The organism is Bradyrhizobium sp. 137, from assembly GCF_023074095.1.
GTDB lineage: Bacteria > Pseudomonadota > Alphaproteobacteria > Rhizobiales > Xanthobacteraceae > Bradyrhizobium.
Genome location: NZ_JADPKU010000096.1, coordinates 1 through 1,691 on the forward strand (window position 1 = coordinate 1; position 1,691 = coordinate 1,691).

Genomic DNA, 1,691 nt, shown 5'->3' on the forward strand with positions numbered 1-1,691 from the left:
TCCCAAATTGAGTGAAAGAGGATCGATGAAGGTCTTAGTGCCGGTAAAGCGGGTGGTCGATTACAACGTCAAGGTCCGCGTCAAGGGCGATGGATCGGGCGTTGAACTCGCCAACGTCAAAATGTCCATGAACCCGTTCGATGAAATCGCGGTCGAGGAAGCGCTGCGCCTGAAGGAAGGCGGCAAAGCGACCGAGATCGTGGTGGTCTCGATCGGACCCGCACAGGCGTCGGAGACGATCCGCACCGGTCTTGCCATGGGCGCCGATCGCGGCATCCTGGTGAAAGCCGAGGGCACCGTCGAGCCGCTCGCGGTCGCCAAGATCCTGAAGAAGGTTGCGGACGAAGAGCAGCCGGGCCTGATCATCCTCGGCAAGCAGGCAATCGACGACGACTCCAATCAGACCGGCCAGATGCTGGCCGCGCTGCTCGGCTGGTCGCAGGCGACCTTCGCCTCCAAGCTCGAGGTCGAAGGTTCTGAGTTCAAGGTCACGCGCGAAGTCGATGGCGGCCTCCAGACCGTGAAGCTGAAGGGACCGGCGATCGTCACCACCGATCTGCGTCTCAACGAGCCGCGCTATGCCTCGCTGCCCAACATCATGAAGGCCAAGAAGAAGCCGATCGCGGAAAAGACCGTCGCCGATTACGGCGTCGACGTCGCTGCGCGCCTCGAGATTCTCAAGACGACGGAGCCGGCGGGCCGCAAGGCAGGCGTCAAGGTCAAGGACGTCGCCGAGCTGGTGTCGAAACTCAAGAACGAAGCCGGGGTGCTCTGATGACGACGCTTCTGATTGCCGAACACGACAATGCGTCGTTGAAGGATGCGACCAACAAGGCGCTCACTGCGGCTGCCGCGCTCGGCGCGGAGGTCGAGGTGCTGGTGGCCGGCCTGAACGCCAAGGCCGCGGCGGATGCCGCCGCCAAGCTTGCCGGCGTCAAGAAGGTGCTGCTCGCCGATGGCGAGCTCTACGCGCACGATCTCGCCGAGCCGCTGGCCGCGCTGGTCGTGTCGCTGGCGTCCAGCTATGACGCGATCGTCGCGCCCGCGACCTCGCGCTTCAAGAACGTGATGCCGCGTGTAGCAGCCCTGCTCGACGTCATGCAGGTCTCGGAGATCATCAAGGTGGTCGCCCCCGATACCTTCGAGCGCCCGATCTATGCCGGCAACGCCATCCAGACGGTGAAGTCGAAGGACGCCAAGAAGGTCATCACGGTGCGCACCTCTACCTTTGCCGCAGCAGGCGAGGGCGGCAGTGCGCCCGTCGAGAACGTCGCGGCGGCCGCCGATCCGGGCCTGTCGACGTTCGTCGGCGAGGAAGTCGCCAAGAGCGACCGTCCGGAACTGACCTCGGCCAAGATCATCGTGTCTGGTGGCCGCGCCATGCAGAGCCGCGAGAATTTCGCAAAGTACATCGAGCCGCTGGCCGACAAGCTGGGCGCCGGCGTCGGTGCCTCGCGCGCGGCGGTCGACGCGGGCTATGCGCCGAACGACTGGCAGGTCGGCCAAACCGGCAAGGTCGTGGCTCCCGAGCTCTATGTCGCGGTGGGCATTTCCGGCGCGATCCAGCATCTGGCCGGCATGAAGGACTCCAAGGTGATCGTCGCGATCAACAAGGACGAGGACGCGCCGATCTTCCAGGTCGCCGATTACGGCCTGGTGGCGGACCTCTACCAAGCGGTTCCGGAGCTGAC

At 64.6% G+C, this 1,691-nt stretch carries 2 protein-coding genes; both read left to right on the forward strand.

Translation table 11 applies throughout. From position 1 onward, the window contains the following. Positions 1 to 25: 25 nt before the first annotated feature. The gene (locus tag IVA78_RS25495; RefSeq protein WP_247468465.1) at positions 26 to 775 is read left to right on the forward strand and encodes an electron transfer flavoprotein subunit beta/FixA family protein; all 750 of its coding nucleotides are present in this window, start codon (positions 26 to 28) and stop codon (positions 773 to 775) included. Continuing rightward, positions 775 to 1,691 (forward strand): FAD-binding protein (locus tag IVA78_RS25500; RefSeq protein ID WP_247468468.1); only part of this gene is annotated, 917 nt, incomplete at its 3' end. The genes IVA78_RS25495 and IVA78_RS25500, both read left to right, overlap by 1 nt.